Raw genomic sequence first — 25627 nt, 5'->3', positions numbered from 1 at the left:
CGGCCTCGGTATGGCGACGTTCGCGAATTCCCTCTGTCGCCGCCATCCCGCAGGAGCCGGATGGCTTTTTAGATCAAGGCTGACATGTGTTGTAGCCGAATGGCCACAGAAAGTTCGCGCCTGTGGATAACTCGCCGTGCCCTGTGGACAACAGCCTGTGGATAACTCCGTGCGCTGGGCCCGGACCAGCGCTTCCGCCACCGCATGCAGGCCCGCCGTGAAGCGCGGATTCGCAGCCATCACCGGCTCGGCCCGCGCCACCGCCCGCCACGCGTCGTCCTTGTACGTCTCATCGCCCGTCACCTGGAACGCCTCCAGCATCGCGGCCGCCGCCAGCGCCCAACCCGACGCGGTCGGGCCGTCATGCACATCGGCCGGCCGCGTCACCAGCGCCTCCGCGTCAGCGGCCGTGTCGTAGAACCCGCCCTCGAAATCCGTGAAGTGCTCCCGGATCTGCTCGATGAGCCCCTGCGCGCGGGCCGTCCACTCGCCGCCGAGCCGCAGGAACCCGAGCGCGACCGCCGCGTAGTCCTCCAGGATCCCCGGCGCCTCCGAAGCGGCACCGCCCAGCGAGACCCGCGCCAACCGCCCGTCGGCCCCGATGTGGACGCGGCGCAGCAGATCCGCGGCCCGCTCGGCCGCCAGCAGCGAGTCCCGGTGGCCCGTGCGCGAGGCGTACTCGGCGAGCGCCGCGATCGCGAGGCCGTTCCAGGCCGCGACCACCTTGTCGTCCCGGCCCGGTTGGGGCCGGCCGCGCCGGGCCGCGAGCAGCCGGTGGCGCGCCGCCTCCCAGCGCGCGCTGTCGCGGGGATCGCGCGGCAGCTCCAGCACGTTCGCGCCGTGCTCGAAGTTCGGATTCGCCGGGTCGATCCCGAAGGCCTCGGCGGCCCACGCCGCGTCCTCCCCGAGCACCGACTCCAGCTCAGCGGTGGTCCACACGTAGGTCAGGCCCTCGACGCCCTCCGTGTCGGCGTCGAACGCGGCCGCGAAGCCGCCCTCCTCGGTCGAGAAGCGCTCCAGCAGGAACGCCGCCGTCTCGTCCGCGACCCGCGCGAACAGGGCGTCCTCGCCGTACAGCCGCGAATACAGCCACAAGAGCTCGGCGTTGTCGTACAGCATCTTCTCGAAGTGCGGCACCGTCCACGACGCGTCCACGCTGTACCGCGCGAACCCGCCCTCGAGCTGGTCGTAGATCCCGCCGCGCGCCATCCGCTCCGCGGTGAGCTTCACGTGGTCGAGCAGTGCCGCGTCGCCGGTGCGCACGTACGCGTCGCAGAGGAACCGCAGCGCCGGCACGCTCGGGAACTTCGGCGCCCCGCCGAAGCCGCCGTTCACGCCGTCAGCGGACGCCATCGTCGTCGCCGCGGCCGCATCGAGCATCTCGGTGCGGATCGGCGGCGCGGGCGGGCACGGCCCGTCCAGCGGGCATGCCACCGTGACGTCGGCGAACGCCGGGCCGCTCTGCGCGCTCGCCTGCACGATCGCCGCGCCCTGGTGCGCCAGCTCGTCCCGCTGCGTCGTCCACGCCGTGTGCACCGCGTCGAGCAGCCGCAGGAAATGCGTCTTCGGGAAGTACGTGCCGGCGAAGAACGGCGTCCCGTCCGGGAACGCGAAGACCGTCATCGGCCACCCGCCCTGGCCCGTGATCGCCATCGTCGCCTGCATGTACACCGCGTCGAGGTCGGGCCGCTCCTCCCGGTCGACCTTGACGGCCACGAACCGGGAGTTGATCGCGTCCGCGACCGTCTTGTCCTCGAACGACTCGTGGGCCATCACATGGCACCAGTGGCAGGTCGAGTATCCCACCGAGATCAGGACCGGGACGTCGCGCTCGGCGGCCTCCGCGAGCGCCGCGGCGCTCCATTGACGCCACGCCACAGGGTTCGCGGCGTGCTGACGCAGGTACGGGGACAGGGCTCCGGCCAACTCGTTCACCCCCCAAGCCTCGCACACCGCGGCGGTGAAGCGAGCGGGAGCGAAGAGGTAGGGCAGGCGCTACCACCGGGCGGGTGCTGGCGGGGGGAGTGATTCGGGTGCCCGCGTCACTGATTCCGAAGCCGGATTTCGCGAGGCTTGACGGCATGATCATTCATGCGCCCCTTGGCGACAGTGCCAACACTGCGACCACCCTCAAGGGACTGACGACGGCCGGTTTCACCGCGCTCGGCGTCGGGTTCGCCGCGATGGTCGTCCTCCACGCGACCTCCGGCCTCAACCCCGTCGAGGTCGTCATCAGCCTCCACCTCTACACCCCCCTCGGCTGGCTCCTGCCCGTCGCGCTCCTCCTCTTCGGGCTCGGCGCGTGCGCCTTCGCCGCCGTCGCCCGCCGGGTCGCGGCCCCGCGCTGGCTGAGCCCGATGCTGCTGGTCTGGGCCGGATTCCTCACCCTGGTGGCCGTCTTCCCGACCGACCCGCCCGGCCTCCCGGAGGTGTCGCTGATCTCGGCGATCCACCGCTACGCGGCGTTCTGCGCCTTCAGCACCATGGCCGTCATGGGCCTCGCGTTCGCCCGCTGGGCGAAGGGCACCGAGTGCCCCGAGAAGACCCGCAGGTCGATCCTGGCGGCCAGCTGGGTCGCCGTCGTCGCCCTCACCGCCTGCTCGGCGCCGTACGTGGCCGAGTGGTTCGGGGTGCCGCGCGAGCCGGGCGCGTTCGCGGCGGGCCTGCTGCAGCGCACGACCGTGGGCATGGAACTGGTGGCCCTGGCGTTCGTGGGCGCCTGGCTCAAGGGCTCAGTAGAAGCCTTCGGCGTCGGATTGGGCGAGGGCGTCGCAGGGGGCGTCGTACCGGCGCTCGATGTAGTCGAGGCCCCAGAGGATCTGCGTGACCGGGTTGGTGCGCCAGTCGTCGCCGAAGGCCGCCATCTTGTTTCCGGGGTAGGACTGCGGGATGCCGTAGGCGCCGATCGAGTTCTCGGCCAGTTCGTTCCAGCCGGACTCCCTGTCCCACAGTCGTTCGAGGCACGCGAACTGCTCCAGGTCGAATCCGGCCTCAAGCGTGAGCGCGCAGCCCGTGGCCTTGTTCCCGGTGAACTCGTCGCAGCCGGACGGGATCTCGACTGACGTCGGGTTGTTGTTCGCGGCGGCCTCTTCAGCGGCCTGGTCGGCGTCCTCTTGGGCGGCGTTCAGGCCGTTCGCCTTGTCCTCGGCGTACTCGTACACGGCCTGGGCTTTGACGTGGACGTCGGCGCCGGCGGTCGCGGCGATGTAGTCGCGGTGGTGCCCGCGCGCGTCCGCGTAGGCGGCTTCGGCGTCGGCCTGCTGCTCGGCGGCGGCCTGACCGGGGTGTTCGGCGTCGATCTCGGCGGGGTGGTCGGTGATGGCGGTGACGGCGATGAGGGCGCCGATCGCGAGTACCACGAGGGCCGCGATCCGGGCCCCGTAGCGGGTCAGCTTCGGGATCATGGGGGGCTCCAAGCAAAGACCGCCGCCCGGGGGACCGGGCGGCGGTCGCGGTTAATACCAGCCGACTTCTTCGGAGTGGTTCCAGGCTTCGCAGGGCGTGCCGTAGCGGCCCTCGATGTAGCCCAGGCCCCACTCGATCTGGGTGACGGGGTTGGTCTCCCAGTCGGAGCCTTCGCTGGCCATCTTGTCGCCGGGGAGGGCCTGCGGGATGCCGTAGGCGCCGATGCCGTTGGCGGCGGTGTGGTTCCAGCCGGACTCGCGGTCCCACAGGGCCACGAGGCAGCCGATCTCGTCCATGCCGAAACCGTGCTCCTGCGCGAGCGCGCAGCCGGTGGCCTTGTTGCCGGAGTACTCGCTGCAGCTGCCGGGGATGTCCACATCGGTCCGGCCGGCGTTGGCGGCCTCTTCGGCGGCGTCTGCGGCCGCTTCCTCAGCCTCGTCGGCTTCCTTCTGGGCGTCGTTGAGGCTGTTCGCCTTGTCGGCGGCGTAGTCGGAGACGGCCGCGGATTTGACGGTGACGTCGGCGCCGGCGGTCTCGGCGATGTAGTTGACGTGCTGGTAGCGGACTTCCTCGTACGCCGCTTCGGCCTCGGCCTGCTGTTCGGCGGCGGCCTGGCTGGGGTGGTTGGCGTCGGTCTGCCAGAGATTGTCGCTCGCGGCGCTGATGGCCACGACGGCCCCGAGTGCAAGGACGAGCACGGCGGCGAGTTTCGCGCCGTAGCGGGTCAGCAGTGGGATCATTCGCTCTACTCCTGTGTCCCGGGCGTCTGTCCACAGACGCCCGGGACACAGCATGCCAGAGCGGTGTTCCTAGCCTTCGAGCAGGTTGGTGACCATTTCCGCGATCTCCGAACGTTCACTGCGCGTAAGCGTCACGTGAGCGAACAGTGGGTGGCCCTTGAGCACGTCGATCACCGACGCGACCCCGTCGTGGCGGCCCACCCGCAGGTTGTCGCGTTGCGCGACATCGTGGGTGAGCACCACTTTGGATCCCTGCCCGATGCGCGAGAGCACCGTGAGGAGCACGCCGCGTTCGAGCGACTGCGCCTCGTCGACGATGACGAACGCGTCGTGCAGGGAGCGGCCGCGGATGTGCGTGAGCGGCAGGACTTCGAGCATCCCGCGCTCCAGCACCTCCGAGATCACGACGTCGTTGGTGACGGCGCCGAGCGTGTCGAACACGGCCTGGCCCCAGGGGCTCATCTTCTCGCCCTCGGAGCCGGGCAGGTAGCCCAGCTGCTGGCCGCCGACCGCGTAGAGCGGGCGGAACACGATGACCTTCTTGAACAGCTCGCGTTCGAGCACCTGCTCGAGCCCGGCGCACAGCGCCATCGCGGACTTGCCGGTGCCGGCCTTTCCGCCGAGCGAGACGATCCCGATCTCGGGATCGAGCAGCAGGTCGAGCGCGACCCGCTGCTCGGCGGAGCGGCCGTGGACGCCGAAGGCGTCCCGGCCCCGGATGAGGCGGATCCGCTTGTCCACAGTGACCCGGCCCAGCGCCTTGGAGCTGTTGCCGGTGAGGACGAGCCCGGTGTGGCAGGGCAGTTCCAGGTCGTGCGGGAGGTCGGCTTCACCGCCGTCGAAGAGCTGGTCGATCACTTCGTCGGCCACGGCGAGCTCGGCCATCCCGGACCACGTGGGGTCCACGGCCTGCCCGTGGCGGTACTCCTCGGTGGGGATGCCGACGGCGGAGGCCTTGACCCGCAGCGGCATGTCCTTGGTGACCAGCACGGCATCGGCGCCTTCGAGCCCCAGTGCCCGGGTGACGGCGATGATGCGCGAGTCGTTGGTGTCCACGGCGAAGCCGGCCGGCAGGCCGGAGGTGTCGACGTGGTTGAGCTCGACCCGGATGGAACCGCCGTGGTCCCCGACGGGGATCGGCTGGTCGAGGCGCCCGTGCCTGATGCGGAGTTCGTCGAGGCGCCTGAGGCACTCCCGGGCGAACCAGCCCAGTTCCGGATGGTGGCGTTTTGCCTCCAGTTCGCTTACTACGACGAGCGGAATGACCACGTGGTGTTCGTCGAACCGTGAGAACGCACCAGGGTCTGATAGCAGAACCGAGGTGTCGAGGACGTAAGTGCGTTGCACTGGCACGGTCGCCTCCCGGGTGTCGATGTGTAGGGGACGAGCCCCGTTGGTACTCACACTCTAGTTGGGAGGTACGTCACTTCGCCACCGTTAAATGCATTGAAAGCAACACTCGCAGTCACCGCAGCGTCGGAAATCCGACAAAGCAGACACGCCGGGTTATGGGCCGATCACTGAAAGTGGACGCGGTCTCGGTGAGAATGAGCCTGTGTCCACCGTGAGCGTCGCCGAACTCAAGTCCGCCATCGCCGCCGCCCTCCAGCAGGTCCGCGACGGCCAGGCCGCCATTGCCTCCGCCAGCCAGAACATCGAAGCCGCCCAAGGGAGCCTCACCGCCGTCACCGCAGGCTCGGGCCACGACTCGGTCGCCACCGCCCAGGCCGCGCTCGCGCAGGCGGCCGCCGAACTCGAGCAGTCCCTGGCCGCCACCTTCGCCGCCGCCGAGCAGGCCGAGGCGTACGCCGCGACCCTCTAGACAGTGCCTTCCAAGACCAGGCCCTTGCAGACCGTGCCCTCGAAGACAGTGTCCCTGTAGAACGGAGCCCCCTGTGGACGTCGCCGCCCTCGCCGGGCGCCTCAAGGCCCTGGCCGCCGACCTCCCCCTGCCCGCCCTCGACACCGCTGAGCAGTGCTTCGAAGCCGCCCAGGCGGAACTGAAGGAAGCCTCCCGGGAGTCGAACGCCGAGGTCGGCCTCCACAAGCTCGGCGCCGCCCGCGAACGCCTCGACGCGGCCCGGGTCCGCCTCACCGAGGCCGCCACCGCGATCGACGACTACCTCGACGGCATCGGCGCCGGAGCCGCCGCGGCACCGGCCGCGGCCGCCCCCAAGGGCAGCGCGGCGAAGCCGCCGCCGGTCGACCCGCGGCAGTGGTGGACCGACCGCGTGAACGAGCTCTGCGACCGCACCGGCGCCGCCGACCCGCAGCAGGTGCCGCCCACGCGACTCTTCAACGACCTGCTCAAGGCCGCCGGCGACGGCAACGCCGAGGCCTACTGCAAGCGTCTGCGCGACGCCGGACCGCAGACCGGGGTGAAGCTGCCCGGCCTCGCCTGGCCGCTCGTGCGCACCCTCGCCGCCGAACATCTCGGGCGCGCCCCGACCGCGCGCGACGTGCCCTCCCTGCGCGACAAGTGCGCCGACAAGGTGCGGTCGCTCGTCCCCAAGGCCGAACCCGACCACATCGGCGCCGCGCTCGCCTCGGCCTGCACCCTGGGGCGCAGGAGCGCCGACGACGAAGGCGACGCGGCCCGGACCGCGGCGATGGGCCCGGCCCTGGTCGCGGCCCTGCACCGGTTGAGCAAGAGCGAGCGGAGGGCCTGACCATGAGCAGCTGGCGGCGACGACTGGTAGCGGCCATGGGCGATGAACTCGGGCGCGCCCGCGGCGAGGCCCGGTTCCTCGCCGAGCGCACCGCGGCCCGAGCTGAGCACGAACGCGTCCAGGCCGAGCAGGCCATCACCGACACGAACCGCAAGCAGACGCAGCTCAAGAACATTCACGAGCGCATGCTCGCCACCCTCGAGGCCCGCAAAGCCGCTGCGGTGCAAGGCGCCCACGAAGCCGCCTTCCAGGCCGCGCTCGACGCCGCCCCGACGGCCGCCGGGGCAGCCTGGCGCGAGTGGAAGCCCGAATCGGCCCTGACCCGAGGCGCGGCCCCGATGCTCCGCATCGGCGCCCTCGCCGGCAGCGAGCGGATCCTTCCTTCCCCTCCCCCCGTGCCCACCCACCCCGCCTCCTCCACCACCATCGCCACCGCGCGCACCGGCGATGCTTCTGGCCGCGCCCTCAGCGGCGATGCCGCTGCCGCGCAGACCGGCGGCGCTTCTGGCCGCGACCTCAGTGCAGCCGCGGCTCCGCAGACCGGCGGCGCCCTTGCGATCGCGCCAGGCGGCGGTTGCGCTGCGCCGGCCGGAGCTGGCCCCGAAGTTGTCGCCTCCAGCGGCGGAAGCCCTGCGCGGACCGGCGATGCTCCTGATCGCGCACTCAGCGGCGATGCTGCTGCCGCGCAGATCGGCGGCGCCCTTGCGGTCGCGCCGGGCGGCGGTAGTGCTGCGCCGGGCGGAGTCGCAACCGAGGTTGTCGTCCCTGGCGGCGGCGCCGTGCGGGCTGACATCAGTCCTGAGTGGACCGCTTCCCGCGGTGGCAGCACTGCTGCGCGGACCGGCGCAGTTCCTGAGCCGATCGGCCTCGGCGGTGGTACCCCCGCCGAGGGCGGCTTCGGTTCGGGAGCGGGACGCGCCGCCGCTTCCGAGGGCTCCAGGTCTTCCGCCGAGTCCGGCCCGTACGCTGCCGTCTCCGCCGAAAGCCCCGGCGCCGCAACCGCTGCCGCCGCCGATCGTGCCGCGCGGCCCGGCCGACCCGGTGGCGCCGCTACCTCCCTTCTCGACTGCGCCCTTCCAAGTGCCGATGCCGGTGATGCAAGCGTGACAGGGGGGTACGACAATTCGGCACCCACAGCGACGACGAAATCACTGCCCGCACTGATCCCGCTGCTCGACCGCGCCCACCTGCGCATCGATGCCGATGCGGCGCAAGCACTCCCGGGGCTCCTCCTGCGCGCGGTCGGATCGGTCCCCGCAGGACTCACCCGACTCCACGTCTACGACCCCGAGCGGCTCGGCGGCTCGCTCTCCGCCTTCGCCGCCCTCGGCAAGGCCGGGCTGCTCTCGTTCATCGGGCCTTCAGGGCTCCGCGAGACCCTCGACGCGCTGGTCGAGACCGTCCGGCGCGTCAACGCCGAAGTGCTCGCGGGCGAGCACGCCTCCCTCGCCGAACTCGCCGCCGCCACCGGGCGCCGCCCCGAGCCGTGGCGCGTCCTGGTCCTGCTCAACGCCGACCTCGCCTCCTGGCCCGCCCACGACCAGGCCCAGCTCGCCCGCCTGCGCCGCACCGGCGTCGCCGCCGGGGTGCACCTCGTCGTCGTCGGCGACGACACCGCCGGTCCCGCAGACCTCCCGCGCCTCACCGCCACCGCCTACACCGGACTCCCGGGCGCCGCCATCGCACTCGACGGCCCCCCGCCCCTGAGCACCGTCACCGCCGCCGCCAAAGCCGTCGCCGAGAAGCACAGCGCCGGCAGGGAACCCGCCCGCCTCGTCGACCTCCTCCCGCCGCGGCTCTGGGCCGCCTCCTCCGCGACCGGCCTCTTCGCCGCCATCGGCGAGACCGCCGCCGGCGACGTCGCCCGCCTCGCACTCGGCGACAACCCGCCCCACGCGCTCGTCGGCGGCCCCTCGGGCTCGGGCAAGACCAACCTGCTCTACGCCTGGATCGCCGGCCTCGCCTCCAACTACAGCCCCGACGAACTCGCGCTGTACCTGCTCGACTTCAAAGAGGGCGTCTCCTTCGCGCGCTTCGCGTCCGGCCGCCGCGACCCCACCTGGCTCCCGCACGTGCGCCTCGTCGGCGTCAACATCAACGACGACCGCGAGTTCGGCCTCGCCCTCCTGCGCCACCTCAAAGAGGAGCTGCGCCGCCGCGCCGAAGCCGCCAAAGCCCACGAGGCCACCAAACTCGAAGAACTCCGCGCCGCCGACCCCGAAGGCCACTGGCCCCGCATCGTCGCCGTCGTCGACGAGTTCCAGGTGCTCCTCGAGACCCGCGACGCCGTCACCGACGAAGCCGTCCAGCTCCTCGAGGACCTCGCCCGCCGCGGCCGCAGCCAAGGCATCCACCTCGTCCTCGCCTCCCAGGACATCGCCGGGATCGAGGCCCTCTGGGGCCGACCCAGCCTCGTCGCCCAGTTCACCCTGCGCATCGCACTCCCCAAGGCCCGCAGGGTCCTCGCCGAGAACAACCACGCCGCCGACGCCGTCCCCCGCTTCCACGCCGTCGTCAACGACGAATCCGGGCACACCGGCGCCAACAAGATCGTCGCCGTCCCCAACGCCGGGCACGCCGACGCCTGGGAGCCGCTCCAGAAACGCCTCTGGGAAGCCCGCCCCAACGGCAACGAACCGCCCGCCCTCTTCGACGGCGACCACGTCCCCGACCTCACCCGGGCCGCACCGCCGCCCGAGACCGCCCTGCTCGGCCAGACCATCGACGTCGCCTCCCGCGGCGCCGAACTCGCCCTCCACCGCGCGCCCGGCCGCAACCTCGCCATCCTCGGCACCAGGGCCGCCGAAGCCGCCGACATCCTCGCCGCCGCCGCCCTCACCACCGCACTCGGCTCGCAGCAGCACGGCCAGCGCATCGGCGTCGACCTGTGCTGCCTCGAACCCGACGCCGCCCCGTCCGCGCTCGCCCTCGCCTCAGCGCTCGAAGCCGAAGGCGCCGAAGTCGACTGGCACGACAGCCTCGACAAGGTCTGCAAGGAATGGGAGCAACGCTGCGACGGCGCGCTGCGACTCAACCTGGTCTACGCCGTCGACGCCGGGTCGGTGCGGCTCGACGCCGCCGGCACGGCCGCCCTGCGCGCCATGCTCATCGACGGCCCCGAACGCCACCTCCACACCCTCGGCTGGTGGCGGTCGGTGCCGCGCCTGCGCGAGGACCTCGGCGGGTTCTCGGCCCGCTTCGACGCCGTCGACGCGTGGCTCGCCCTCGACGTCCAAGGGCCCGAGCTGGCCCCGCTCTCGCCCGCGAGCGGCGGCCCCGCCTGGTACCCGCGCGAGCGCCGCGGCCTGTACTTCGACCGCGCCCGGCACCGGACCCCGCAGGTCGTCATCCCCTACAAGACAGCCGCTCTGCTGCCGCGGCCCGGGGCCGTCCTCGACCTGCCGTAAAGGAGCGCCATGCCGAACAGCGACACCGAGTACGCCACCGCCGTCGCCGCCTACTTGAAGGAACGCGCCGACGCGGACGCTGAGATCCGCGCCGCCGTCGCCGCCTACCGGAGCGAGGCCGACCGGCTCGCCGCCGCCGTCGAGGCCGCCCGGACCGCCCGCGACGACGCCGACAGCGCCTCGGCGAACGCGGCGGCGCTCGTGGCCGAGACCGACAAGAACGTCACCGTCCTCTGGCGCTCCCTCGGGGACTTCGTGGGCCACCGCCGCACCGGACCCACGCCCGCCGCGGGCGAGCCCGACCCGGAGCCCGACCCCGAGCGGGTGCGGGCACGACTGGAACGATCCGAACGGCTCCTCTCCCTCGCCCGGCAGGGCGAACTGCCGATCGAGGCGCCCCGCCACACCGAGGTCACCGCCGCCGCGATCGGCCTCGGACTGGGGGCGCTCGCGGTCTGGGCGGCGCTGGGGATGCTCGAGTCCGGGAACGTGCCGTTCGCGGAGGCCCTGGCCGCGCTGACGCTGTTCGCGGGCATCGGGACGGGCCCGATCGTACTGGGCGCGTGGCTCTCGTGGCAGTACCGGGTGCGGGCGCGCCCGGGGCAGACGCTGGTGTGCGTGGGGGCGGCGATCGTGGCGGTGTGCGCGCTGGCGGCCCTGTTCATGCGGGGGCTGTAGGCGGCTGGGCGTGCCGCATCGGCGGCTCGCGGGCCCTCAGTCGGCAGGGCGTTGACGCGATGAGGTACACCTGATGCGTCAACTGAACGTGAGGAGTCCCGTCAATGGCCGCCAACGACGACACCGGCTCGTGGCATTACGGCCCACTGCCGTCCACTGACGACGCCCCCGCCTGGATCTACGGGATCGTCCCGGACGGCTGGATCGCCGGCATGCCCGATGTGACCGTGGACCGCGACGAGATGATCATCATCTGCCCGCTGCCGACGCCGGACCACCCGGCGGACGCGACGGAGTCCGACCGGGCCGCGACCGAGGAGGGCCGGATCTCGCGCTTCCGCGAGGCCACGCGCGACATGCGGGTGCAGATCGCGCAGCAGCTGCAGTACCGGTACCACCGGCAGTCCTCGTGGGGGGCGCGCTGCGGTTCCACGACGATGGTGTTCACGCACCAGTCGCTGCCGGTGACGACGCGTCTGCGCCAGCCCGAGCGGCTGGTGCTCGACACGCTCGTGGGCTCCGGGGTGGCCGCGTCGCGCTCGGATGCGCTCGCGTGGTGCGTGCGCCTGGTCGAGCAGCATGCGGAGGACTGGCTGAAGGAGCTGCGGGAGGCGATGGTGAGCGTGGACGAGCTGCGCCGCCGGGGGCCTTCGGTGTAGCCGCGACGACGAGATGCAGGGCCCGGACGTGCGTTCGGGCCCTTTCTCGTGCGCTCAGCGCAGCAGCAGGTAGGCGAGCACGACCGCCATGACGACGGCGATCGCGACGACGAAGCCGACGGTGGCGCTCTTCGCGCGGTTCGGCTGCGGTTCCGGTTCACGGTGCGCCATGGGCGTCTCCAACGCTTCGACACTCGGATGCGGCTGTGCAGACCTGCATCTTCACCCAGGACGGCCCGCTCTGCGGCGATTCGGACCAAAACGGCGGCGACCCGTGCGCGAAACACGATCGCGACAGCGCACTAACGCGCTCGTTCCATGATCGAAACCGATCGCATTAGTTGCGAGGATCGATCAAATTCAGTTCTTTGTGCGTGTTACTGCTCGGTCACGCAGAAAGTGCGAGTAGTTGTGCTCGTTTCGAGCTTGAATGCGCAACAGATCAGTATGTGGGAACGGAACCCCAGTTCAGGACCGGACCGATCGCGCATGAGTGCCTGCGCGCGCCCGGGTATTCCCGTAGCGTCCGAAAGACCGGCCCCGACCGGAGCGATCCGCTCCGGCCCTGACGCACGGCCCGACGCCGGCCGCCACGAGCGGCAGCGCGCACCGTGCATGAGAACAGCACCGAAGGAGCCACCGTGAGCATCGAAGTCTCCACCGCCGATCCCCTGATCGGACTCACCGATCCGCCCACCCGCCACCACAAGCTGCTCGCTTGGGTCGGCGAGGTGGCCGAGCTGACCGACCCCGACCAGATCGTCTGGTGCGACGGCAGCCCCGCCGAATGGGAGCGCCTGACCGCCGAACTCGTCGCGTTCGGGACGCTCGAGCCGGTCCCCGCGAAGCCGGACTCGTTCCTGGCCCGCACCGACCCGGGCGACGTGGCGCGCGTCGAGGAGCGCACCTTCATCTGCTCCAACGACCCCGACGACGCCGGGCCCACCAACAACTGGACCGCGCCCGACTACATGCGCGAGACCATGACCGGCCTCTACCGCGGCTCGATGCGCGGGCGCACCATGTACGTCGTCCCGTTCTGCATGGGCTCGCTCGAAGCGGAGAAGCCGATGTTCGGCGTGGAGCTCACCGACTCCGCCTACGTCGCCGTCTCGATGCACATCATGACCCGCATGGGCACCAAGGTGCTCGATGCGATGGGCAGGGACGCGGACTTCGTAAAGTGCCTCCACTCCGTCGGCGCGCCGCTCGCGCCCGGCCAGGCCGACGTGCCCTGGCCCTGCAACGCCACGAAGTACATCTCGCACTTCCCCGAGGACCGCGAGATCTGGTCCTACGGTTCCGGATACGGCGGCAACTCGCTCCTGGGCAAGAAGTGCTACGCCCTGCGCATCGGCTCCGCGATGGGCCGCGACGAGGGCTGGCTCGCCGAGCACATGCTCATCCTGCGGCTGACGAGCCCGGAAGGGAAGGTCTACCACGTGACCGGCGCGTTCCCCTCCGCGTGCGGCAAGACCAACCTGGCGATGCTCGAGCCGACCATCCCGGGCTGGAAGGTCGAGACCCTCGGCGACGACATCGCCTGGCTGCGCTTCGGCGAGGACGGGCGCCTGTGGGCCTCCAACCCCGAGTACGGGTTCTTCGGCGTCGCGCCCGGCACCGACTACAAGACCAACCCGAACGCCATGCGCACCATCGAGAAGGGCCACACGCTCTTCACGAACGTCGCGCTCACCGACGACGGCGACATCTGGTGGGAGGGCATGGGCGAGGCCCCCGACCACCTCATCGACTGGAAGGGCCGCGACTGGACCCCGCACTCCGATGAGCCGTCCAGCCACCCGAACAGCCGCTTCTGCACGCCCATCAAGCAGTGCCCGGTGCTCGCGCCGCAGTACGACGACCCGCGCGGCGTCCCGATCGACGCGATCCTCTTCGGCGGCCGCCGCGCCACCACGATCCCGCTCGTCACGCAGTCCCGCGACTGGGTCCACGGCGTGTACATGGGCGCGACCCTCTCCTCGGAGACCACGGCGGCCGCGGTCGGCCAGGTCGGCGTCGTGCGGCGCGACCCGATGGCGATGCTGCCCTTCATCGGCTACAACGCCGCCGACTATTTCGGTCACTGGATCGAAATGGGCAAGTCCGCCGTCAGCGAGGACCTGCTGCCCGAGGTGTTCTACGTGAACTGGTTCCGCCGCTCCGAGGACGGCCGCTTCCTGTGGCCCGGCTTCGGCGAGAACGCCCGCGTCCTCAAATGGGTCGTCGAGCGCCTCGAAGGCCGCGGTGAAGCCGTCGAGACCCCGATCGGGTACTGCCCGACCCCGGCGGCCATCGACGTGGACGGCATCGACGTGAGCGAGGCCGACCTCGAGGCCGCCCTCAAGGTCGACAGGGACGAGTGGGCCGCCGAGATCCCGCTGGTCGAAAGCTGGTTCGCGCGGTTCGGCGACCGGCTCCCGACCGTGCTCTGGAGCGAACTCGACGCGCTCAAGCAACGCCTCGACCTGCAGTAGGCCGAACTTCCATCGCCCGCGCGCCTCCCAGCGCGCGGGCGATGGCGCGCCCGCAGGATGACAAGGCCGCGCCCGGGCTTGCGAGCGGCAATTTCGGCCTGCACTGCGAGGCTGGCGAGGCGTCAATGCGGCCTCCGTGGCGAGGCTTGCGAGCCGTAAATCTGGCCTTCACGGCGAAGCTTGCGAGCCGTAAATTTGGCCTTCACGGCGAAGCTTGCGAGCCGTAAATTTGGCAGAGCCTACAATTGCCGGTTGTGGCGATCTCGAACCTGCTTTACCGGATCTACGAGCGTCGGCTCGCGCGCGAGCTGACCGGCCAGCCGCTGCCCAGGCACATCGGTGTCATGGTCGACGGCAACCGTCGCTGGGCCCGCGACATGGGCCTGACCGACCCCAACGACGGCCACCGGGCCGGCGCCAAGCACATCGAGCGCTTCCTCGGCTGGTGCGAGGAACTGGGCGTCGAGCACGTCACGATCTGGCTGCTCTCCACCGAGAACCTCTCCCGCCCCAAGGAGGAGCTCGACCCGCTCCTCGACATCATCGACGAGCTCGCCGGAGAGCTCGCCGAGGACGATCAGCCCTGGCAGCTGCGCATGGTCGGCGCCCTCGACCTCCTCCCCGAGGAGCACCAGGCCGCGCTCAAACACGCCCAGCAGCGCACCGCCGACAAGCGCGGCATGCAGGTCAACCTCGCCGTCTGCTACGGCGGCCAGCGCGAGATCGCCGACGCCGTGCGCTCTTTCATCCTCGAGCAGGCCGCCACCGGGGCGAGCTTGGAGGAGGTCGCCGAGTCCATCGACGCCGACTCGATCGCCCGCCACCTGTACATGACCGGCCAGCCCGACCCCGATCTGGTGATCCGCACCAGCGGCGAGCAGCGGATCTCCGGGTTCCTGCTGTGGCAGTCGGCCTATTCGGAGTTCTACTTCTGCGACTCGAACTGGCCGGACTTCCGCCGGGTCGACTTCCTGCGCGCGGTGCGGTCCTTCGCGATCCGCGACCGCCGCTACGGGAAGTAGCCCGCCGCATCTGAAAAAACTTCGACGGCCTCTGCGTCATTCCGCTCGGGTGCTTCGTGTGGGGAGTGCGATCAAACCGACTGCACGTCAACCTCCTGAATCGAGGAACCGGATGACTGCGAGCCCCATGGTGCAACAGTCCACTGTGTCCCATGTTTCGTCCGCCGACCGCGCGGACTTCGACGGCTTCTACGCAGCGAACGTCGACCAGATCACCGCGCAGATACGCGCCTACGTCGGCGACCTCGCCGAGGCCGAGGACCTGGTCGCGGAGGCGTTCTGCCGGGCGCTGGCGCGCTGGAGCGCCATCAGCGCCTACGACAACCCCGCGACCTGGGTGCGGCGGGTCGCGTGGAACCTGGCGACCTCGCGGCTGCGCCGCGCCGCCGTGCTGCGGCGGTTCCTGCGGTGGCAGCGTCCTGCGACCGCCGAAGGGCCCGGGCCAGAACGGCTCGACCTGGAGCAGGCGCTCTCGGAGCTGAACGAGCGCCACCGCAAGGCGGTCATCCTGCGCTACATGGCGGGCATGACCACCGCGGAGATCGCCGAGCAGGAGGGCGTGGCCGAGACGACCGTCCGCTCCTGGCTGACACGAGGAAAAGCGGCGCTTGCACAGCGCCTTCGCATCGAAGACAACCCCGCCGAATTCGAGGAGCACCGATGAACACCCCTCAGCGAGACCCTTTGAGCGCCATGTTCGACCAGTTCGCCGCCGCCACCGCCGCCGAGACCACCCGGTCCACCACCGGCCAGCTGCGCCGCCGGATGCGCCGCCACCGCACCACCCGCGTCGCCGCCGCAGGCGTCGCCGCAGCGGTCCTGGCCGTCCCGGGCGGCTGGATGCTCCAGCAGGCCGGAGCGAGCGACGGGCCGACCGGGGCCGCCGACACCGGCGAGGCGCCGCCCTGCCTGGAGGACGGCAGGTACGCAATCCTGGCCGAGGGCACCACGGTCGAGGACTACCTCGCCGCGGACAGCATGAGCGGCGGCATCGTCTTCACCGGGGGCGAGGACATCGAGACGATCGCCGCGGATCCGACGCTCTACCGGCTCGCCCAGCGCGCCCAGGAGGCTTTCACCGAGTTCGCCGAACTCGACGATCACTACCTCAACGCGGAGCGGCTTGAGGCGGAACTGCCGGAGAGCGCCGTCGTCGTGGAGTTCTACGGCACCTTCGAGCAGGGCGCTCCGGTCGAGGTGCTGTACCCGTGCGAGGAGACGCCCGTCGAGTCGCCGAGCGAAGGCGGCGGCACACCGACCGACGAGCCCACCGGGTCCTATGAGCCCTCTGCATCCGACGAGCCCACCGGGACCGACGAGTCGACGCCCGGGTACGAGCCCACCGACGCGGGGGAGGAGCCCACCCACGACGGCGACGCGACCCCGAGCTGGGAGGAGCCCACCACCGGTGCCGACGAGGTGTCGCCCTCCGGAGGCGAGGAGCCGAGCGAGCACTCCACTCCCTGATCGCATCCACACGGGCCCCTGCGAGCGATGCTCGCGGGGGCCTTCCTCGTGGTGGGCCGTTGGCGCTCCGCCTTATCGTGAGGGCGGCCCGCGTCCGAGACTGAGTCCGATCGGAGAAAACCCGGTGCCGCGGTGAGACGTCGCGGCCGGTTCGTTCGTGTGAAGGAGGCGATCGACCGATCGCCCTGCTGACCCCAGAGGAGCCCTATGGCAGCCAGCATCGCCGCGAACACCGCCGCGTTGGACCGGGCGAGTCCGACCGACCACCGCGCCGAGTTCAACGCCTTCTACGCCAGCAACATCGGCCCCATCACCGCGCAGATCCGCGCGTACACCGGAGATGCGGCCGAAGCCGAAGACCTCGTGGCCGAGGCCTTCCTCCGGGCCCTGACCCGCTGGAAGACCGTCGGCACCTACGACAACCCGGCGGTCTGGGTCCGCCGCGTGGCCTGGAACCTCGCGACCTCGCGGCTGCGGCGCGGCGCCTTCGTCCGCTCGTTCCTGCGCCGCCAGCGCATCGTGGACGTCGAAGGGCCCGAACCCGACCGCGTCGACCTGGAGCGGGCGCTCGCCGGACTCAACGAGCGCCACCGCAAAGCGATCATCCTCCACTACATCGCCGGCCTGTCGGGCGCGGAGATCGCCGAGCAGGAGCGGGTCGCCGAGTCGACCGTCCGCACCTGGCTGGCCCGAGGGCGCGCCGCCCTCGCTGAACGACTGCGCATCGACGACCTCAAGGAGCCGCAATGAACACCCCGGACCCGATGAAGAGCATCTTCGACGAGTACACCGGCGACGTCACCGCCGCCACCGACACGGGCGACGCCGACCGGTTGTGGCGCAAAGCGAAGCGCCGCCGAGTCGGCCGGGTCGCCGTCGCCGGCGTCGCCGCGCTCGCCCTTGCGGCGCCCGCGACGTGGCTCCTCGCCAACACCGCCGGCGCGGGCGAGCCGCAGCAGCCCCTGGCCCAGCCTGGAGCGCCCGAATCGACGGCAGCCGAGACCTCCCCGGAGGAGACGCCGCCCGCGTTCGAGTTCGTGCCGGACGATGACCCCGTCGACGCCAACGACATCATCGGTGCGACCGTCGACATGCCCTCCTTCGTGCCGGGGGACCAGGACGTCGAAGCGGCGTGCGGTTCCGGCGACACGGTCGTCGCCGACGGCACGTACCACGGGGCCGGAGTCAGCGGCGACGCCGAGGAAGGGGAGGCGTTCCTCTTGCTCGTCACGACAGCCGTCGTCACCCCGGAGGACCGCGCCGACGTCGCCGACGGCCTCGCTCACGCCGCGGACCTCAGCCTCGTGGCGTACTTCGGATGCGACGCCGGCGACGAGTTCGTCTTCCAGGTCGTGGTCCTCGAGGAGTCGGGCGACGGCACGTGGGGGGCCCAGCAGCTCGTCCACTCCCAGCCCGGGGGGACAGTGATCAAGGGCGCCATGGCCGGTGACGGCCTCCAGCTGCTGGTCGGGTTCGCCGAGCGGTGGGACCCCACCGCCACCAGTGCCGAGTCCGAAACCGAGCACTGGATCGAGAGCGTCCAGTTGGAAGAGGACGGGACCGTGGTCCGGGAGCCGTCCGAGTACGACTACTGGTCGTTGGTGATCGACTCGAGCCCGATGTTCTCCGCGGAGTAGTCCGGCCCCCGGTGCCCCCGCGAGCGCAGCTCGCGGGGGCACCGTCGTGTGCCCGCCCCGCCGCAGTGGGCGAGGCCACTGGAACTGCATGCGGGATCCGGTGCATTACTTTGCGATCGCCGCTCGTGTATTCAGTGCGGACCCCCGCCATACCCGAGTTGAGGAGCCCCGATGATGACCCGCGACAGCCCCGACGCCATATTGGACAGCGTGTCCGTGGAACCCCCACCGCTGCGCGCGAACCAGGAGTTCGACGACTTCTACGCCGCCAACGTCAGGGCCCTCACCAGCCAGCTCCTCGCCTACACCGGCAACAAGGCCGAAGCCGAAGACCTCGTCGCCGAGGCCTTCTGCCGGGCCCTCGCCCGCTGGAAGAAGGTGCGCGACTACCAGAACCCCGTGGCTTGGGTTCGTCGCGTCGCCTGGAACCTCGCCACCAGCCAGCTGCGCCGCCGCGGCGTCGTGCAGCGGTTCCTCAACCGCCAGCGGGAGACCCACGAGACCGCGCCCGACGGCGACCGGGTCGACCTCATGCGCGCCCTGGCGAGCATCCAGCCGAACCACCGCAAGGCCGTCATCCTCCGCTACATGGCCGGACTCACCGTGAGTGAGATCGCCGAGCAGGAAGGCACCCCCGAGGCCACGGTCCGCTCCTGGCTCTTCCGCGGCAAAGCCGCGCTGGCCGACCGACTCAGCATCCGAGACGAGAGGGAGCAGCGATGAGCACCCCCGAAGACGAGATCCGCTTCGCCGAAGCCTTCAACGAACTCGGCGAAGCCGCCGAACTCATGGTCGAACCGCCGGCCGCCGCCGACATCCGCGGCAGGGTCCGCCGCCGCCGCGCCACCCGCGTCACCGTCGCGGCCGTTGCCGCGCTCGCGCTGATCGCCCCCGCTTCGTGGATGCTCCAGCAGGCCGCGACGGCCGAGGAGCAGGCGCCGGCCGCCGGCGAGCCCACCGTCGAGGCCACCTCCGGCGACGTGCCGGTGAAGCCCCAGGACCCCACGTCCGCGATCGAGAGCGCACCGGACGCCGAGACGCAGACCCTCGAGACCGAGCCGCCGCCCGCCTATGACGACCTCCTGGGCCAGTCGCTCGAACTGCCCGACTTCGGGGAGGGCACGGAGGCCGCCTGCCCGACCGAACCCGCCCAGCTCACCTCGGCCGACGGCGACGGACCGATCCACCTGATCAAGGTCGTCCACGCCCGCCTCAGCGCGAACGGGCCGCTGCAGGCGGTCGCCCTCGTCGGCTGCCGCCCCGGCGAGGCCATGATCCGCCAGGTCCTCGCCATCGAAGCGGACGGCGACGGCTTCGCAGTCGCCGAGCAGCTCTACCGCTACGAGTACGGGGAGAACGGCTCGGTGTACGACATCGCCCCCGACGCCGAGTACGGGGTGCTCCTGGGCCTCCTCGCCGTGGAACCGTGCTGCTCGACGCAGATCCAGGACGTCGACCGCTGGATCGAGCGGTACCGCGACGGCGGGCTGGAGCAGCTCACCGGCGGGGTGCCGGGGACGCACATCACCGACCTGGCCGTGACCGCCGAAGTGGTCGGATCGGGAGCGGACACCCGCGAGGTCGCCGTGACCGTGACCAACCTCGGGGAGGACGACGCCGCGCAGTTCACGCTCGGCATCTGCTCGACCGAGTCGATCCGCCTCGCAGGCGAGGACCACACGGAGTGCTCTGACGGCTCGGCCCATGTCGAGACCGTGAACGGGCTGGAGGCCGGTGAGTCCTACGAGACGACCTGGACCATCGAGGTCGATCCGAGAGAGGAGTGGCCCGAGCATTCGCGGGCTTACGGGCAGGAGTTCATCGTCGTCCTCCAGATGCCCAGCAACCTGGTCGACGCGCTCGTCCTCGAAACCGACTGGGACAACAACAGCTTCCAGCGCATCTTCGCGTACGACGCGACGGACTGACCGCCGCACGGCGAGGCCCCCGCGAGCATCGCTCGCGGGGGCCTTCCCATGTCAATGATCAGGCGAGGGTCACGCCCGCCGCTTCGAGTTCCTTGAGGGCCTTGGCCTTCGTCTCCTCCGCGACCGCGGCGGTGTACTCGAGGAGCACCGTGGTCTGGAACCCCTCGGCGGCGGCGTCCAGCGCGGTGGCGCGGACGCAGTGGTCGGTGGCGATGCCCACGACGTCGACCGCGTCGACGCCGCGTTCGCGCAGCCATTCGGCCAGGCCCGTCTCGCCGGCCGAGCCCTCGAAGCCCGAGTACGCGGCCTCGTAGGCGCCCTTGTCGAACACGGCCTCGGCGACGGTGTGGTCGAAGTTCGGGTGGAAGCCCGCGCCGGCGGTGCCCACGACGCAGTGCGGGGGCCAGGAGTCGCGGAAGTCGGGTTCGGCGGAGAAGTGCAGGCCGGGATCGATGTGCCAGTCGCGGGTGGCGACGATGTGCTCCCAGCGGCCCGGGGCCGACCCGATCAGGTCGGTGACCGCGGAAGCGACGGCCGCGCCGCCCGCGACGGCGAGCGACCCGCCCTCACAGAAGTCGTTCTGGACGTCTACCACGATCAGTGCCCGGCTCATGCCCTGATCCTATTGCCATTCGCGGTGGGCTACAAGACGCGAGGTCCCCGACCCAGATCCTATAGGATATATCCTGCAGTACTGGGTACGAAGAAGCCCGGGGGCGATCGCCCCCGGGCTCTTCACGTGCGTCTTAGTGCCCCTTGACTTCCTTGACCAGGTGGCCCCACTTCTCGTCGAAGACGGGGCGCTCCGAGCGGATGCGCGGGAGGCGGTCGAAGTTGCGCAGCGGCGGCGGGCAGCTGGTCGCCCATTCGAGCGAGCCGCCGTAGCCCCACGGGTCGTTGGTCTCGACCACGCGGCCGGCCTTCCAGGACTTGAACAGGTTCCAGATGAACGGCAGCGTCGACAGGCCCAGGATGAACGCGCCCACGGTGGAGATCATGTTCAGCGTCGTGAACTCGTCGCTGGGCAGGTAGTCGGCGTACCGGCGGGGGAAGCCCTCGGCGCCGAGCCAGTGCTGCACCAGGAACGTGGTGTGGAAGCCGATGAAGGTCAGCCAGAAGTGGACCTTGCCGAGCCGCTCGTCGTACATGCGGCCCGAGACCTTCGGGAACCAGAAGTAGACGCCGGCGTAGACGGCGAACACGATGGTGCCGAACAGCACGTAGTGGAAGTGCGCCACCACGAAGTAGGAGTCGGAGACGTGGAAGTCCACCGGCGGGCTGGCGAGCAGGACGCCCGAGAGGCCGCCGAGGAGGAACGTGACCAGGAAGCCGATGCTGAACAGCATCGGGGTCTCGAAGGTCAGCTGGCCCTTCCACATGGTGCCGATCCAGTTGAAGAACTTCACACCCGTGGGGACCGCGATGAGGAACGTCATGAGCGAGAAGAACGGCAGCATGACCGAGCCGGTGGCGTACATGTGGTGGGCCCACACGGCCATCGAGAGGCCCGCGATCGCGAGGGTCGCGGCGACCAGCGTCTTGTAGCCGAAGATCGGCTTGCGGCTGAACACCGGGAAGATCTCGGAGACGATGCCGAAGAACGGCAGCGCCACGATGTACACCTCGGGGTGGCCGAAGAACCAGAACAGGTGCTGCCAGAGGATCGCGCCGCCGGTCTCGGAGTCGAAGACGTGCGCGCCGAGCTGGCGGTCGGCCATGACGGCGAGGAGCGCGGCGAACAGGATCGGGAAGACCAGGATCACCAGGAGGCTCGTGATGAGGATGTTCCAGGTGAAGATCGGCATCCGGAACATGAGCATGCCCGGGGCGCGCATCGTGATGATCGTGGTGATCATGTTGACCGCGCCGAGGATGGTGCCGATACCCGAGATCGACAGGCCCACGAACCACATGTCCGCGCCGATGCCCGGCGAGTTGACCGCGTTCGACAGCGGCTGGTAGGCGAACCAGCCGAAGGACGCGGCGCCGCCGGGGGTGATGAACCCGGAGACCGCGAGGATCGAGCCGAGCAGGTACAGCCAGTACGCGAAGGCGTTGAGCCGCGGGAACGCCACGTCGGGCGCGCCGATCTGCAAGGGCACCAGGTAGTTGCCGAACGCGAACACGATCGGGGTCGCGAACATCAGCAGCATGATGGTGCCGTGCATCGTGAACAGCTGGTTGAACTGCTCGGACGACACGATCTGGAGGCCGGGCTGGAACAGCTCGGCGCGGATCAGGAGGGCGAGGACGCCGCCGATCGCGAAGAACGCGAAGGACGTCACGAAGTAGAGCAGACCGATCTGCTTCGCGTCCGTCGTGCGGAGCGTGCGGGCGAGCCAGGAACCGTTGGGCTCCCGGCGTACCGGCCAGGGGCGCGCGACGATAGGCGTTGGCTCAAGCTTCGGCTCAACCGTGGTCACCTGTGGGCCTCCATGATTCATTTCCAGGTAGCGAAACGCAGCATAGCCCCGGGAAGGGCCGCCGATGCGGAGGGGGATTGCACTAGCGGCGTGGCGGAGCGTGACCGCATGCCGTGTGCTTCGTGGTTGTCGCAGGTCGCGTCAGCGACCGGCAGGTCGAGGGGAGTGTCGCCCGCGGGCCGCGCTCTCGGGCCGACGCCCGCGGGTGAGCAATCTCCTACAGGTTCACAGGCTGCCGCGGGCGTCGGGCTCGAGCGCGGCGTAGACCCGCTTGACCAGCAGGGCGGTCTCGTAGCCGACCTGGCCGAGGTCGCAGCCGGCGTTGGCGAGCACGGCGAGCTGGGCGCGGTCGCCGACGGCCATGAGCAGCAGCACGCCCTCGTCCATGTCGATGACGGACTGGCGGATCCGGCCGGCGTCGAGGACCTTCGCCGCACCCGTCGTCAGGCTCGCGAGCCCCGAGGTGATGGCGGCGAGCTGGTCGGCCCGGTCGGTCGACAGGCCGCGCGAGGCGGCGATGGCGAGTCCGTCGACGGACACCGTGAGCGCCTCTGAGACGTCTGGGACCTTCTCCACGAAGGAGGTCAGGAGCCAGTCGAGTTCACCGACGTTCTTGTCCTTGTTGTCCATCTCGCTGCTTTCTATTGGCGTTGTTCGTGCGCGGCGGCCGCCGCGATGCCGGAGGCGAAACCGGCGAGCCGGTCCCGGATCTCGGCAGGGTCGAGGTCGGTTCCGCCGCCGCCCGAACGCGAGCTGGGGACGGAACCGGGGAGCAGCCGGGAACCGGGCGCGCGGCGGGGCAGTTCCGCGCCGTTGACCCTGCCGGAGGTTTCGAGTGCTCGGTTCACTTTCCTGAAGGTAACATCCAGCGTCTCGGGCGCGGGCCCCGCAGGGGCGTGGGTCCCGTTCCCGCCGTTGAGTGTCGTACCAGCTACAGGCAGTGGTTCGGGGGCGGAGCCGGCGCGGCGCGGACGCGGCACGATCGGCTCGACGCCCGGCGCGCCCGTCTCGGCGCCCGTCCCGGTCACCGGCAGGTTCGCGGCGCGGGCCGAGAGCGCCAGCTGCGCGGCCGTGCCGCGGTCGGCCGGCGAGAGGCCCACAGGGTCCTCGGCGTGCGCGCTCGCGGGGATGCGCACGAGCGCGAGCGTGCCCTTGCCCATCGTGGAGTGCAGCTGGACGCTGATGGAGTGCTCGGCGGCGAGCCGGCCGACCACCAGGAGGCCCATGGTCGCGGTGAGCTCGGAGTTCAGCTGGGTCGGCTCGGCGAGGCGGCGGTTGATCGCGGCCATCGGCTCGGGGGCGAGGCCGATGCCGTCGTCGGCGATGGAGATGACGATCTCCGAGCCCGAGCGGCGCGAGGTCACCCGCACCGACTGCGTGGGCGGGGAGTAGGACGCGGCGTTGTCGAGCAGTTCCGCGAGGATGCGCACGAGGTCGCCGGCGGGCTTGGTCTCGAGCCGGACCGCGACCTGGTTCTCGACCACGACGCGCCCGGCGTCCTCGATCTCGGCGACGGCGTCGCGGATGATCGCCTCGAGCCCGGCCGGGTGGTTGTAGCGGCGCTGCGGGTCGCCGCCGGCGAGCAGGAGCAGGTTCTCCTCGTTGCGGCGCATGCGCGCGAGCAGGTGGTAGACGCTGCGCCACTCGTCGGGGATCGCGGACGGCGCGGTGCCCTCCACGAGGGCCTCCATGACCTGCTGCTGGCGGCGGATGAGGCTCTGGCCGCGGCGGGCGAGGGTCTTCATCATCGCCTCGACGTCGATGCGCAGCAGCGCCTGGTTCGCGGTCTGGCGCAGCGCCTGGTGGTGCGCGGCGCTGAAGGCCTCGGCGAGGCTGTCGAGTTCGTCGGCGTAGCGCGAGTCGGTCTGCAGCACCGTCTGCTGCTTCGCGGCCTGCAGCAGCCGGTCGACCTCGTTCGCGTTGGCGGCCTGGGAGACCGCGGCCACCGTCTTCGGCAGCGTGTCGTACGCGGCCGTCAGGGTCGCCTCGCGGACGCCGTCGACGCGGAGGCTGATCCGGCGCGCCAGCATCGCCGCGGAGATGATCGAGGTCAGCGCCAGCACGAGCACCAGCGCGAACGTGGTGAGCAGCGTGCGCGAGGCGGCCTCGCGCATGAGGTTCACGTCCTCGCCCATGAAGGACAGGACCGAGACCTGCGTGGTGTCGAGCGAGGCGACGACCGCGCCCTGCGCCGTCATGAAGTCGGCGGGCGAGATCGTGGGGATGTTGCCGCGCAGGTAGACGCTCATCGCGGTCCGGGCGTCCTTGGCGTCCTGGGACTCCATGGCGTCCCGGTAGACCGAGGCGGTCTCGTTCGAGGCGTTGGCCCGGAACTCGATGATCTGCTGGTCGAACTTCCCCGAGAGGCTCGCGACCCGCCCGAGCGCCTCGCGGTCGACCAGGCCCGCGGCCTCGGTCTCCAGCAGCGCCAGGTCGGCGGCGACGGTGAACTGGATCTCGGCGGCGATGCGCCCGGCCTGCATGACCGCGGCGAGGGAGTCGAGGTGCGCGGAGATCTCGGAGTCGTCGACGAGGCGGGGGAGGATCGCCGCGATCCCCACGATGTGGTCCGCGAGGTCGCGGTACACCTGGATGCCTTCCGCCACTTCGTCATCGGTGTAGACGGCCTCGCCGTTGTACATCGCGTCGAACGCGAGCCGGGCGGTGCCGAGCTCGTCGACCTTCGCGAACAGGGTGTCCATGTCGTTGCCGAGCTCGGGGAAGCGGGCCACGGCCGCGTCCGAGGTCCCCCGCAGCGCCTCGAAGGCCTCGTCGGTCTCGCGGCGGGCCACCGCGGAGTCGAACTGGCCGCCGCCGCCGTTGACCACGGCCATCACGACCGGCCCGATCTCGGCCTGGTGCTGGTCCAGGGTCTCGTTGAGGCCCTCCGAGAGTTCGGCGAGGACCTCGGCGTCGGTGGCGTTCTGATAGGAGTCCCACACCGTCACCGTCTGGAACAGCCCGAGCACCAGCATCCCCATGAGCGCCGCCGCGATCGGCAGCATCAACTGCATCCGAATCGGGAGGCGACTGGTGCGCTGCCGGCTTTTACGGGCCATCGGGGGGCGTCCTTTCTGAGGGGCGAAAGCGCTGCGGCGTGCTGCTCACATCTTCG

The 25627-nt window shown here is 70.9% G+C and carries 21 protein-coding genes and 1 pseudogene; 14 read left to right on the top strand and 8 right to left on the bottom strand.

Annotated features, from left to right (window positions below; genetic code table 11):
* Window positions 1–1935 (bottom strand): thioredoxin domain-containing protein (locus AB0I03_RS25140; protein ID WP_360416904.1); only part of this gene is annotated, 1935 nt, incomplete at its 3' end.
* A gap of 146 nt (window positions 1936–2081) precedes the next feature.
* Here AB0I03_RS25140 and AB0I03_RS25135 point away from each other — a divergent pair.
* A pseudogene (locus AB0I03_RS25135) lies at window positions 2082–2657 on the top strand (DUF998 domain-containing protein); the annotation flags it as partial.
* A gap of 75 nt (window positions 2658–2732) precedes the next feature.
* On the opposite strand, the gene AB0I03_RS25130 reads toward AB0I03_RS25135, so the two are convergent.
* From AB0I03_RS25130 to AB0I03_RS25120, 3 genes are all read right to left on the bottom strand, one after another.
* Entirely contained in the window at window positions 2733–3404 is a 672-nt protein-coding gene (locus AB0I03_RS25130; RefSeq protein WP_360416902.1) for a lytic transglycosylase domain-containing protein, read from the bottom strand.
* A 51-nt stretch (window positions 3405–3455) separates the two neighbouring features.
* A complete protein-coding gene (locus tag AB0I03_RS25125) occupies window positions 3456–4145 on the bottom strand; it encodes a lytic transglycosylase domain-containing protein (protein WP_360416900.1) in 690 nt (229 codons plus the stop codon).
* A 69-nt stretch (window positions 4146–4214) separates the two neighbouring features.
* Complete coding sequence (locus tag AB0I03_RS25120; RefSeq protein WP_360416898.1) at window positions 4215–5498, bottom strand: PhoH family protein; 1284 nt, start codon at window positions 5496–5498, stop codon at window positions 4215–4217.
* Window positions 5499–5700: 202 nt separating this feature from the next.
* Here AB0I03_RS25120 and AB0I03_RS25115 point away from each other — a divergent pair, with 202 nt between their 5' ends.
* The 13 genes from AB0I03_RS25115 to AB0I03_RS25055 all read left to right on the top strand — a co-directional run bounded on the left by AB0I03_RS25115 (window position 5701) and on the right by AB0I03_RS25055 (window position 20089).
* Complete coding sequence (locus AB0I03_RS25115; RefSeq protein WP_208496661.1) at window positions 5701–5967, top strand: hypothetical protein; 267 nt, start codon at window positions 5701–5703, stop codon at window positions 5965–5967.
* 73 nt (window positions 5968–6040) lie between these two features.
* A complete protein-coding gene (locus tag AB0I03_RS25110; protein ID WP_360416896.1) occupies window positions 6041–6814 on the top strand; it encodes a hypothetical protein in 774 nt (257 codons plus the stop codon).
* A 35-nt stretch (window positions 6815–6849) separates the two neighbouring features.
* Window positions 6850–10221, top strand: a complete 3372-nt coding sequence (locus AB0I03_RS25105) for an FtsK/SpoIIIE domain-containing protein (protein WP_360416894.1) — start codon at window positions 6850–6852, stop codon at window positions 10219–10221.
* A 9-nt stretch (window positions 10222–10230) separates the two neighbouring features.
* Window positions 10231–10899, top strand: coding sequence for a hypothetical protein (locus AB0I03_RS25100; RefSeq protein WP_360416892.1), 669 nt, complete (start codon window positions 10231–10233; stop codon window positions 10897–10899).
* A gap of 104 nt (window positions 10900–11003) precedes the next feature.
* The gene (locus tag AB0I03_RS25095; protein WP_360416890.1) at window positions 11004–11558 is read left to right on the top strand and encodes a hypothetical protein; all 555 of its coding nucleotides are present in this window, start codon (window positions 11004–11006) and stop codon (window positions 11556–11558) included.
* A 671-nt stretch (window positions 11559–12229) separates the two neighbouring features.
* Window positions 12230–14035 (top strand): phosphoenolpyruvate carboxykinase (GTP), encoded by a 1806-nt coding sequence (locus tag AB0I03_RS25090; protein WP_360416906.1) that lies wholly within the window; start codon window positions 12230–12232, stop codon window positions 14033–14035.
* 254 nt (window positions 14036–14289) lie between these two features.
* Window positions 14290–15057 (top strand): isoprenyl transferase, encoded by a 768-nt coding sequence (locus tag AB0I03_RS25085; protein WP_360416888.1) that lies wholly within the window; start codon window positions 14290–14292, stop codon window positions 15055–15057.
* Window positions 15058–15169: 112 nt separating this feature from the next.
* On the top strand, window positions 15170–15721 hold the full coding sequence (locus AB0I03_RS25080; protein ID WP_360416886.1) for a sigma-70 family RNA polymerase sigma factor: 552 nt from the start codon (window positions 15170–15172) through the stop codon (window positions 15719–15721).
* On the top strand, window positions 15718–16524 hold the full coding sequence (locus tag AB0I03_RS25075) for a hypothetical protein (RefSeq protein WP_360416884.1): 807 nt from the start codon (window positions 15718–15720) through the stop codon (window positions 16522–16524). The genes AB0I03_RS25080 and AB0I03_RS25075 overlap by 4 nt, the downstream gene beginning before the upstream one ends.
* 207 nt (window positions 16525–16731) lie before the next feature.
* Entirely contained in the window at window positions 16732–17274 is a 543-nt protein-coding gene (locus AB0I03_RS25070; protein ID WP_360416882.1) for a sigma-70 family RNA polymerase sigma factor, read from the top strand.
* Entirely contained in the window at window positions 17271–18161 is an 891-nt protein-coding gene (locus tag AB0I03_RS25065; protein ID WP_360416880.1) for a hypothetical protein, read from the top strand. Before AB0I03_RS25070 ends, AB0I03_RS25065 begins: the two co-directional genes overlap by 4 nt.
* A gap of 171 nt (window positions 18162–18332) precedes the next feature.
* The gene (locus AB0I03_RS25060) at window positions 18333–18884 is read left to right on the top strand and encodes a sigma-70 family RNA polymerase sigma factor (protein ID WP_360416878.1); all 552 of its coding nucleotides are present in this window, start codon (window positions 18333–18335) and stop codon (window positions 18882–18884) included.
* Window positions 18881–20089 carry a hypothetical protein gene (locus tag AB0I03_RS25055; protein WP_360416876.1) on the top strand — a complete coding sequence of 403 codons (1209 nt, stop codon included), beginning with the start codon at window positions 18881–18883 and terminating at the stop codon, window positions 20087–20089. The genes AB0I03_RS25060 and AB0I03_RS25055 overlap by 4 nt, the downstream gene beginning before the upstream one ends.
* Window positions 20090–20147: 58 nt before the next feature.
* Here the strand turns inward: AB0I03_RS25055 and AB0I03_RS25050 are convergent, their stop codons facing one another.
* The 4 genes from AB0I03_RS25050 to AB0I03_RS25035 form a co-directional block, all read right to left on the bottom strand.
* Entirely contained in the window at window positions 20148–20702 is a 555-nt protein-coding gene (locus tag AB0I03_RS25050) for an isochorismatase family protein (RefSeq protein ID WP_360416874.1), read from the bottom strand.
* 133 nt (window positions 20703–20835) lie between these two features.
* Complete coding sequence (gene ctaD, locus AB0I03_RS25045) at window positions 20836–22512, bottom strand: cytochrome c oxidase subunit I (protein WP_360416871.1); 1677 nt, start codon at window positions 22510–22512, stop codon at window positions 20836–20838.
* Between the two features lie 225 nt (window positions 22513–22737).
* The gene (locus tag AB0I03_RS25040; RefSeq protein ID WP_205324330.1) at window positions 22738–23142 is read right to left on the bottom strand and encodes a roadblock/LC7 domain-containing protein; all 405 of its coding nucleotides are present in this window, start codon (window positions 23140–23142) and stop codon (window positions 22738–22740) included.
* An 11-nt stretch (window positions 23143–23153) separates the two neighbouring features.
* A complete protein-coding gene (locus AB0I03_RS25035) occupies window positions 23154–25517 on the bottom strand; it encodes an ATP-binding protein (RefSeq protein WP_360416869.1) in 2364 nt (787 codons plus the stop codon).
* Window positions 25518–25627 lie beyond the last annotated feature (110 nt).

This window comes from Glycomyces sp. NPDC021274 (genome assembly GCF_040641195.1).
Taxonomy (GTDB): domain Bacteria; phylum Actinomycetota; class Actinomycetes; order Mycobacteriales; family Micromonosporaceae; genus Glycomyces.
The sequence above is the reverse complement of the archived record's forward strand: the minus strand, read 5'-3'. Positions and strand labels throughout refer to the sequence as shown.

Coding starts and splice junctions, on each gene's coding strand:
- AB0I03_RS25050 (WP_360416874.1), bottom strand. CDS start 20,702: ATGAGCCGGGCACTGATCGTGGTAGACGTCCAGAACGACTTCTGTGAG.
- AB0I03_RS25035 (WP_360416869.1), bottom strand. CDS start 25,517: ATGCTGCCGATCGCGGCGGCGCTCATGGGGATGCTGGTGCTCGGGCTG.
- AB0I03_RS25040 (WP_205324330.1), bottom strand. CDS start 23,142: ATGGACAACAAGGACAAGAACGTCGGTGAACTCGACTGGCTCCTGACC.
- AB0I03_RS25075 (WP_360416884.1), top strand. CDS start 15,718: ATGAACACCCCTCAGCGAGACCCTTTGAGCGCCATGTTCGACCAGTTC.
- AB0I03_RS25065 (WP_360416880.1), top strand. CDS start 17,271: ATGAACACCCCGGACCCGATGAAGAGCATCTTCGACGAGTACACCGGC.
- AB0I03_RS25125 (WP_360416900.1), bottom strand. CDS start 4,145: ATGATCCCACTGCTGACCCGCTACGGCGCGAAACTCGCCGCCGTGCTC.
- AB0I03_RS25060 (WP_360416878.1), top strand. CDS start 18,333: ATGATGACCCGCGACAGCCCCGACGCCATATTGGACAGCGTGTCCGTG.
- AB0I03_RS25100 (WP_360416892.1), top strand. CDS start 10,231: ATGCCGAACAGCGACACCGAGTACGCCACCGCCGTCGCCGCCTACTTG.
- AB0I03_RS25105 (WP_360416894.1), top strand. CDS start 6,850: ATGGGCGATGAACTCGGGCGCGCCCGCGGCGAGGCCCGGTTCCTCGCC.
- AB0I03_RS25070 (WP_360416882.1), top strand. CDS start 16,732: ATGGCAGCCAGCATCGCCGCGAACACCGCCGCGTTGGACCGGGCGAGT.
- AB0I03_RS25055 (WP_360416876.1), top strand. CDS start 18,881: ATGAGCACCCCCGAAGACGAGATCCGCTTCGCCGAAGCCTTCAACGAA.
- AB0I03_RS25095 (WP_360416890.1), top strand. CDS start 11,004: ATGGCCGCCAACGACGACACCGGCTCGTGGCATTACGGCCCACTGCCG.
- AB0I03_RS25130 (WP_360416902.1), bottom strand. CDS start 3,404: ATGATCCCGAAGCTGACCCGCTACGGGGCCCGGATCGCGGCCCTCGTG.
- AB0I03_RS25080 (WP_360416886.1), top strand. CDS start 15,170: ATGACTGCGAGCCCCATGGTGCAACAGTCCACTGTGTCCCATGTTTCG.